At 45.7% G+C, this 8,047-nt stretch carries 7 protein-coding genes (1 of these 7 cut by a window edge); 5 read left to right on the forward strand and 2 right to left on the reverse strand.

Features of this window, described 5'->3' with window-relative positions; all coding sequences use genetic code 11:
- Nucleotides 1-6 precede the first annotated feature (6 nt).
- From G469_RS0107715 to G469_RS0107730, 4 genes are all read left to right on the forward strand, one after another.
- A complete protein-coding gene (locus tag G469_RS0107715; protein WP_245579138.1) occupies nucleotides 7-1,287 on the forward strand; it encodes an aminotransferase class V-fold PLP-dependent enzyme in 1,281 nt (426 codons plus the stop codon).
- Nucleotides 1,277-1,735 (forward strand): Fe-S cluster assembly sulfur transfer protein SufU, encoded by a 459-nt coding sequence (gene sufU, locus G469_RS0107720; RefSeq protein ID WP_028264569.1) that lies wholly within the window; start codon nucleotides 1,277-1,279, stop codon nucleotides 1,733-1,735. The genes G469_RS0107715 and sufU overlap by 11 nt, the downstream gene beginning before the upstream one ends.
- On the forward strand, nucleotides 1,735-2,184 hold the full coding sequence (locus tag G469_RS08765; RefSeq protein ID WP_035425453.1) for an RrF2 family transcriptional regulator: 450 nt from the start codon (nucleotides 1,735-1,737) through the stop codon (nucleotides 2,182-2,184). The genes sufU and G469_RS08765 overlap by 1 nt, the downstream gene beginning before the upstream one ends.
- Before the next feature lie 83 nt (nucleotides 2,185-2,267).
- The gene (locus tag G469_RS0107730) at nucleotides 2,268-3,329 is read left to right on the forward strand and encodes a hypothetical protein (RefSeq protein ID WP_028264570.1); all 1,062 of its coding nucleotides are present in this window, start codon (nucleotides 2,268-2,270) and stop codon (nucleotides 3,327-3,329) included.
- A gap of 99 nt (nucleotides 3,330-3,428) precedes the next feature.
- Here G469_RS0107730 and G469_RS09000 read toward each other — a convergent pair whose 3' ends face one another.
- Nucleotides 3,429-4,526 carry a C40 family peptidase gene (locus tag G469_RS09000; RefSeq protein ID WP_028264571.1) on the reverse strand — a complete coding sequence of 366 codons (1,098 nt, stop codon included), beginning with the start codon at nucleotides 4,524-4,526 and terminating at the stop codon, nucleotides 3,429-3,431.
- Between the two features lie 330 nt (nucleotides 4,527-4,856).
- On the reverse strand, nucleotides 4,857-5,729 hold the full coding sequence (gene fba, locus G469_RS0107740; RefSeq protein ID WP_028264572.1) for a class II fructose-1,6-bisphosphate aldolase: 873 nt from the start codon (nucleotides 5,727-5,729) through the stop codon (nucleotides 4,857-4,859).
- A 232-nt stretch (nucleotides 5,730-5,961) separates the two neighbouring features.
- Between fba and G469_RS0107745 the strand changes: the two genes are divergently transcribed.
- Nucleotides 5,962-8,047: the 5' portion of a phosphoribosylformylglycinamidine synthase gene (locus tag G469_RS0107745; RefSeq protein WP_028264573.1), read on the forward strand. 1,634 nt of this gene lie beyond the right edge of the window; 2,086 of the gene's 3,720 nt are visible here — the first part of the coding sequence; its start codon is at nucleotides 5,962-5,964; its stop codon lies beyond the right edge, outside the window.

Raw genomic sequence — 8,047 nt, forward strand, 5'->3', positions numbered from 1 at the left:
ACACCCATGGATCAAACCATGAATCAAATAGCTCATCATACAGATCAGCAAATAGACCAGCGCACCAATATTACGTACAATCCCTTTAAGCAGGATTTTCCTCTATTAGCAAATAATCCACAGCTCTCGTTTTTGGACAGCGCAGCCACCGCTCAGCGTCCTGCCGTTGTACTTGAAGCGCAAAAATCCTTTTACGAGACCATGAATGCCAATCCTCTGCGTGGCTTGTATACCCTATCGGTCCAGGCTACTCAGGCTATCGAGAAGGCCCGGGAACACGTAGCACACCACATTGGAGCTGCTCGTGCAGAAGAAATTGTATTCACTCGTAACGCATCTGAGTCCCTTAACCTTATTGCACAAACCTTAGGCAAACAGCTTATCCACAAGGGTGATGAAGTGGTTATCTCCATCATGGAGCATCACTCTAACCTTATTCCCTGGCAACAATTGTGTGCTCAAACCGGGGCTACACTGGTATACTTGCGTCCTCTTAAAGACGGTATGATTACACAAGAACAAATTGATGCTGCTATTGGTCCCAAGACAAAGATTGTCTCGATAACACAAGTATCAAATGTCTTAGGCGTGGAAACTCCCACAAAGTGCATCATTGCGCGTGCACACCAAATGGGTGCCATTGCAGTAGTAGATGGTGCACAAAGCGTTCCGCATATGCAGGTAAATGTTCAGAATCTGGACTGCGACCTCATGGTTTTCTCGGCACACAAGGCACTCGGCCCCATGGGTATTGGCGTTTTGTACGGCAAACTGGATATTCTTAATGCTATGCCCCCCTTCCTCACGGGTGGCGAAATGATTGACTCCGTAACTGAAACAAGCGCCACCTGGGCCCCTGTTCCCATGAAATTTGAAGCGGGCACCCAAGACGCTGCAGGTATTTACGCCTTTGATGCTGCACTTTTGTACATCGAAAAAATTGGCATGGACGTTATTGAACAGCGCGAGCGTAATCTTGCTGCCTACCTCTGTGAGCAGCTAAACTCACTTGATTTTATTGACATCCATGGTCCCGCTGAGCCTACACGCCACATTGGCGCAGTGTCCTTTAGCATGCATGGCGTGCATCCTCATGACGTTGCATCCATTCTTGATATGTCCAACGTAGCCATTCGCGCCGGTCACCACTGTGCCCAGCCCTTACTCAGCTGGCTTGGTGTAGATAGCACCTGTCGCGCGTCCATTGCGTTGTATAACGATAAAAACGACATTGACCAGCTTATTGTTGGCTTGCAAAACGTAAGGAAGATTTTCCATGCCTCATGACAATATTTATACGCAAGCCCTGATGGATCACGTTGCCCATCCGGATTACAACTATGAACTTGAGGATGCTACCTGCTCACATGAAGGCATCAATCCCTCTTGTGGCGATGATCTTATCCTTCATGTTCGTCTTACTCCCGATGGCATTATTGACGAGACAAGCTGGACGGGTAGTGGCTGCGCCATCAGCCAGGCTTCCGCAGATATGATGAGCGAACTCGTAGAGGGTAAAACCATTGTAGAAGCACGCGATGCTTGCGCATTGTTTACGCGTATGATTCGTGGTGAAGAAACTAATCCTGAGGTACTTGCACAACTGGAAGATGCACATTGCTTTGAAAGTATTTCTCGCATGCCCGCACGCGTTAAGTGTGCAGAACTTGCTTGGCGCACTCTTGATGAGATGCTCGCTCAAGCTTCTGCCACACATATCGAGGTGACAAAATAATGGCCGGTATGTTTTCCACTAAAGGTCGCTATGCACTGCGCGTTATGTCTGACCTTGCCGTGCATGATGGTTGGGTTTCTCTTGGTGATATCTCTGAACGTCAAGGCATTTCTCGTAAGTATCTTGAACAGGTAACTTCCCTGCTCCTTAAGGGAGGTTTAGTAGAAAGCCAGCGTGGTAAAGGCGGCGGTTATAAGCTGTCTCGCGCTCCCAAGGAATACACCTTGGGTGAAATTTTGCGTGTGGCAGAAGGCGGCACGCTTGCACCGGTTACTTGTTTAGATTGCAGTTCCGGTGAGGTTTGCGAACATATTAAAACATGCACCACTCTACCCATTTGGCGTGATTTAGGCATTGTAACCAGTAAATTCTTAGATAGTAAGTATCTCACAGATCTCATTGCATCTGATAATCCCAAAGCCGATGTTGATAAACTAGCCTCACTATAGGTACACTTTAAGTCCCTTTACTTATTTGAGTTTTATCTCAAGTCCTAAGTACAGGGACTTATTTTGTATACGAGAGGTAATTAATGGGGTTTTTACTTTCTGCAGCAGTATTCCATCTGATTACCATAGGTATGTTTTTGGCAACAGCATATTTGCTGTTTGTATTTACAAGAGCTGTACTTGTACATCAACATATTCCTGTTTGGATGTACAAAATAAGCCATGTTCTTAAAGGGCGCGGGCTTGATTCATATGAAAACCTTACTGATGTACAGGCTCTTATAGAAGCCTATCTATTCATAGGTAGTTTTGCAGTCATCAATATTGTGTGTTTCCTTGAATTGTTAAGTAAAGAACACAATGTTTATGAAGCCGCTTTTTTATGCTTCAAGCAAGAATTTTTTCTCTGCGTAGTTACTATAGCTCTTCGTAACATTGTCAAAGCTTGCCTCATATTCATCTTTAAATTCATCAACCATGCCCATCGGTTTCATAACTACGCTTCCACCAATGCAATTATTGGCATGCTCTTTCTTTCCTGCTTTGCTCAAATGCTTACAACGTCTATGACGGGCGTTCCCGCTAAACCTTATATCGTCTCTGTTACACAAAGCCGTATAGTCATAGGAGCTACTCCTGCTTCTGAGCTTCTACAACAAGGTTTTAGTTTTGAAGATGCAGATGTTAGAGCAAATCCCGGAAGTGTAGATCCTGAAGCCATGGTTGTCAATCAACGTTATAGCAATAGCTTCCACTATGGACGGGCCTTCGAGCTTACCCGTAATGACGTTTCTTATGGTGTTGTATACCTCACTCCACAATGGACCACTACAGCTAAACTCAAGGACTGCATTGTTACCAGTTATATAGCCTCCAGTAAGGACGCTGGGTTTGATGAAGTATATCTAGAAGGACAACAGTTGTCCAAACTTACATGGCAATCTGTTCGAGACAGACGACTTGTTGATGTTTTTAATCTCACTCCAGCTGATTACCAAGAAATAAATGCAGAACGCTATATAAGCCTTCAGCTGCAAACATACCCTTACATGCTTTGGAAAAGTTATATGTTGAAGGGTTTTTATAACTCCGATGGTGAACCTGATTATTTTGAAATCCGCACTAGCTATACGCTATGGGAGTAACACATATCTACACGACAAACAAAATCCGACCGCTTTAAAAAGCAGCCGGACTTTTCATAACATAGGCTATTCTGAGTTATAGTCGTACAAACAACTCACTTATACGGGAGAACCAGAACGGCTAAAGCTTCCCAAGGAACCATAGGTAATTCCCTGGCTAGGGCTCATAGCCTCAATAGTGGTACCTCCACCAATGTAAATACCTACATGACCAGGGCGCCATACAATATCACCTGGTTGAGCCTGGGAAGCAGGCTTATTACAATAGGCAGCCTGAGACGCAGAGCTGTGTGGGATGTAAATGCCAATCGTGCGATAAGCATATTGGGTTAAACCGGAGCAGTCATAAATCGTAGGACCTTCTGCACCCAAACGATAGCCGCCACCAACCTTAGACGTTGCCGCAGCAATTACGGAATTGCGCCAATTTTCTCCCACATGAGAAGCGTTAGGAGCTTTCTTACCACTGTTACTCAGCAAAGAAGGATCGAAATAGTTGCCATTGTTAGCTTCTGCAGCACGACGAGCAGCCTCTGCACGAGCGCGAGCCTCAGCTTCTGCTGCCTTACGCTCTTCTTCCATCTTCTGTTTTACTTGCTGATCAAGGTTGTTTACATACTCTTCGGTCTTCTTAGATTGCTCTTCCAGCTGCGCCTGTTGAGCCTTCTGAGTAGACAACAAATCCTCTTGCTGCTGCTTCTGCTCGGTCAATTGAGACTGCTTTGCATCAAGCTCAGCCTGAACAGTCTTAACCTGATCAATAACCTTCTCGTCAGACTCATTTGCCTTCTGAGCATAGTACAGGTTATTTGCGAGTTCCTCAAAATTGGATGAGCTCAAGATAATCTCGAGCATTGAGGTGCCACCACTCTTGTAGTTGGCCGCTACACGACCAGAAAGCGTCTGCTGTGCCTCTGCAAGCTCTGCCTTTTTTGCCTCAATATCCTTATTAGTTTGCTCAATATCTTTGTTGGTGGCATCAAGTTGAACCTGGGTCTCATTCAGAGCCTCACCAACCTGCTCAGACTGCTCGTAGAGCTTATCTAACTGAGCTTTAGCGTCATCGAGCTTTGCCTTAAGCGTAGCAGAGGTCTCATCCGCTACGGCAACTTGAGGAAGCGCCAAGCCAACGCAGCATACTGACAAAGACGTTGTAAGCATAGCTGCAACAACCTTTTTATACATCTTTCGAGTCATAGGGCCCCTTCCTGATCGGGTACAAAATAAGCAGCGGGCCTGCTGCCGAAAGAATCTATTTAATTCTACCCAGCTTCAATAAGTCGTTCCACCCCTTTTTAATGGTGTACATATTACCAGGTAAACATAGGTATATTTATGAATTTATAAGCTAAATCTATCTCTAGGGTTACTTGAACTAGAAGGTTAGTTGAAGCCCTATCACAGATAAAAAAGAAGAGCCCCAAGAGGCTCTTCTTTGTACGCACAAATACATTTTAAGCTAACCTCTGCACGTACAACAGCACTGCCTTTATCGGCAGATATACTGTTTTTGGTGCACACAAAACCTTAGTTCCAGCTCTTACCATCAGAACCAAACTGAACCATAAGCTCCTTAGTACGCGTAACAATAGCATCGCGACCAGGCTTAAGAAGCTTACGGGGATCAAAGCCCTTGCCCTGCTCATCTGCACCAGATTCAATGTAAGCACGAGTTGCCTTTGCAAAAGCAACCTGAAGGTCGGTGTTTACATTAATCTTAGAGATACCAAGTTCAATAGCCTTCTTGATTTGATCTACAGGAATACCAGTGCCACCATGAAGAACCAAAGGCAGGTTACCCGTCAGAGCCTTAATCTCGCCCAGACGCTCAAAGGACAAACCAGCCCAATTATCAGGATACAGACCGTGAATATTACCAATGCCGCAGGCCAAGAAATCTACGCCCAAATCTGCAATCTGCTTGCACTGCTGAGGATCAGCAAGTTCACCATTGGAAGTTACACCATCCTCAGTACCGCCAATGCCACCAACCTCAGCTTCTACAGAGATACCCTTGCCATGAGCAAGTTTTACAATTTCCTCAGTGCGAGCAAGGTTAATATCAAAGGTCTCTTCATGAGAGCCATCGTACATAATGGATGTAAAACCAGCAGCAATACACTCTAAAGATTGCTCATAGGTACCATGATCAAGGTGCAAAGCAACAGGAACGGTAATATTTTTGTCTTCAACCAACTGATGGACCATCAAAGAAACCATCTTAAAGCTTGTTTGCCACTTAGCAGCGCCACCAGTGCACTGAATAATGAGCGGAGACTGAAGCTCCTCGGCAGCATCCAAAATGGAAGATGCCCACTCAAGGTTGTTGGTGTTAAATGCACCAATACCATAGTGACTGCGCTCTGCGTTGCGAAGCATTGCTGTTGCATTAACAAGCATGTAAGCCTCCATCTACATGGGATTAAAAACCGTACTATGTCAATAATACCCTTACCAATTCCCTATAAGCGTTACAAACTACAACAAGCAAAAACTTGCAGTCATAGATTTTTCTTTCCATCAAGTAAACGTTCCATTTATCAAGCAACTTTTTAAGAGAGGGACGTATGATGTAAAGGAGTAAACACAGACTCACCGTACGGCACTTTTAACCCACAGAAGGGCAGGACAGATGGTCTTACGTGTTTTTGTCGAGAAGCGCTCCGAGTTTGCCGGAGAAGCTCATACGCTCTGTAATGAGCTGCGCACAACGCTTGGTATTTCCACACTAACAGATGTGCGAATTATCAATCGTTACGACACTGAAGGCATTTCACAAGAACTTTTTGAGAAGTGTATTCCAACCGTATTTAGTGAGCCTCAGGTAGATACTGTATCTATGCAGATGCCAACTGCAGATGATGCGGTTATTTTTGCCGTTGAGTTTTTGCCTGGCCAGTTTGATCAGCGTGCAGATTCCGCCAGTGAGTGCATTCAACTCATTGGTCAAAAAGAACGCCCTGTCGTACGTTCCGCCAAGGTTTACCTACTATTTGGCAACCTTAGCAACGAAGATATAACTGCTATAAAACATTATGTTATTAACCCCGTTGAAGCCCGTGAAGCATCCCTTGATCTACCTGCTACCCTACAAATGCAGCTAGCAACTCCACAACCAGTAGAGGTTCTGTCTAATTTTCTTGAACTTTCTGATGACGAACTTGCAGATTTTATTGTCAATCGTGGCCTTGCAATGGATCTTGCAGATATCAAATTTTGTCAGCAGTACTTTGCTCAAGAAGGTCGCTGCCCCACTATTACAGAAATCAAAGTGATTGATACCTACTGGTCCGATCACTGCCGTCATACCACCTTTGGTACCGAACTGGATACCATTCAATTTGACGATGCGACAGTTCATAAAGCCTTTGAGAAATACCTGGACATGCGCCATGAACTCAAGCGTGACCACAAACCCATCTGTCTTATGGACATGGGCACTATTGGCGCTAAATACCTTAAGCATAAGGGCATCCTTACCAACCTAGATGAGTCTGATGAGATTAATGCTTGTACAGTCAAAATCAAGGTAGATGTCAACGGTGTTGACGAAGATTGGCTGTTCCTTTTTAAGAATGAGACCCACAACCACCCTACAGAAATCGAACCTTTTGGTGGCGCAGCAACCTGCATTGGCGGAGCTATCCGCGACCCACTTTCTGGTCGCAGCTATGTGTATCAAGCCATGCGCGTTACTGGTGCCGGTGATCCTACCGTTCCCATTTCCCAAACGCTTGAAGGTAAGTTGCCCCAGCGCAAGTTGGTAACCACCGCTGCTGCTGGCTACTCCTCCTATGGCAATCAAATTGGTTTGGCAACAGGTCAAGTACACGAGCTTTACCATCCAGGCTACATTGCCAAACGTATGGAGATTGGTGCCGTAGTAGGTGCTACACCCGCCAACCATGTTCGTCGAGAAGAACCTGCACCTAACGATGTCATTATCTTGCTGGGTGGTCGTACTGGCCGCGATGGCATTGGCGGTGCAACGGGTTCCTCCAAAGCTCATAACCTAGATTCTTTGGAAGATTGTGGTGCCGAGGTACAGAAGGGTAACGCACCTGTAGAACGTAAGCTCCAGCGTTTGTTTCGCCGCAAGGACGCCTGCCAACTCATTAAGCGATGCAATGACTTTGGCGCTGGTGGCGTCAGTGTAGCCATTGGTGAGCTTGCCGATGGCCTTCTCGTTAACCTCAACGCTGTTCCAAAAAAGTATGAAGGCTTGGACGGCACAGAGCTTGCCATCAGCGAGTCTCAAGAACGCATGGCTGTCGCTCTTGCTCCTGAAGATGTAGATAAGTTCCTAGAATACGCCCGTGAAGAAAACCTGGAGGCCACTCCTGTTGCTGTTGTTACCCAGGAAAAACGCCTAGTCATGCGCTGGAACGACAACAATATTGTAGACATCTCTCGCATATTCCTTGCATCAAATGGCGCCTCCAAACATCAAAATGCTCGGGTATGTGCAAGTGCATCTTATGCTCCTAGCTGGGAAGGCACAAGCTTTGCCCAACAGATGAATTCCTTAGTATCTGACATTAATATTGCATCCAACAAGGGTTTATCTGAACGTTTTGACTCCACCATTGGAGCTGCAACCGTCCTCATGCCCTTTGGCGGCACACGCCAACTCACACCCGCACTTTCTATGGTAGCCAAGCTTCCCGTAGATGGTACTACGACCACCTGCTCTGGTATGGCTTGGGGCTTTAACCCCT

The sequence above is a fragment of the Atopobium fossor DSM 15642 genome, assembly GCF_000483125.1.
Lineage (GTDB): Bacteria > Actinomycetota > Coriobacteriia > Coriobacteriales > Atopobiaceae > Atopobium > Atopobium fossor.

Excerpts from the sequence above, each read along its gene's own strand:
- sufU (WP_028264569.1), top strand. The coding sequence starts at position 1,277 with ATGCCTCATGACAATATTTATACGCAAGCCCTGATGGATCACGTTGCC.
- G469_RS08765 (WP_035425453.1), top strand. The coding sequence starts at position 1,735 with ATGGCCGGTATGTTTTCCACTAAAGGTCGCTATGCACTGCGCGTTATG.
- G469_RS0107715 (WP_245579138.1), top strand. The coding sequence starts at position 7 with ATGGATCAAACCATGAATCAAATAGCTCATCATACAGATCAGCAAATA.
- G469_RS0107730 (WP_028264570.1), top strand. The coding sequence starts at position 2,268 with ATGGGGTTTTTACTTTCTGCAGCAGTATTCCATCTGATTACCATAGGT.
- fba (WP_028264572.1), bottom strand. The coding sequence starts at position 5,729 with ATGCTTGTTAATGCAACAGCAATGCTTCGCAACGCAGAGCGCAGTCAC.
- G469_RS09000 (WP_028264571.1), bottom strand. The coding sequence starts at position 4,526 with ATGACTCGAAAGATGTATAAAAAGGTTGTTGCAGCTATGCTTACAACG.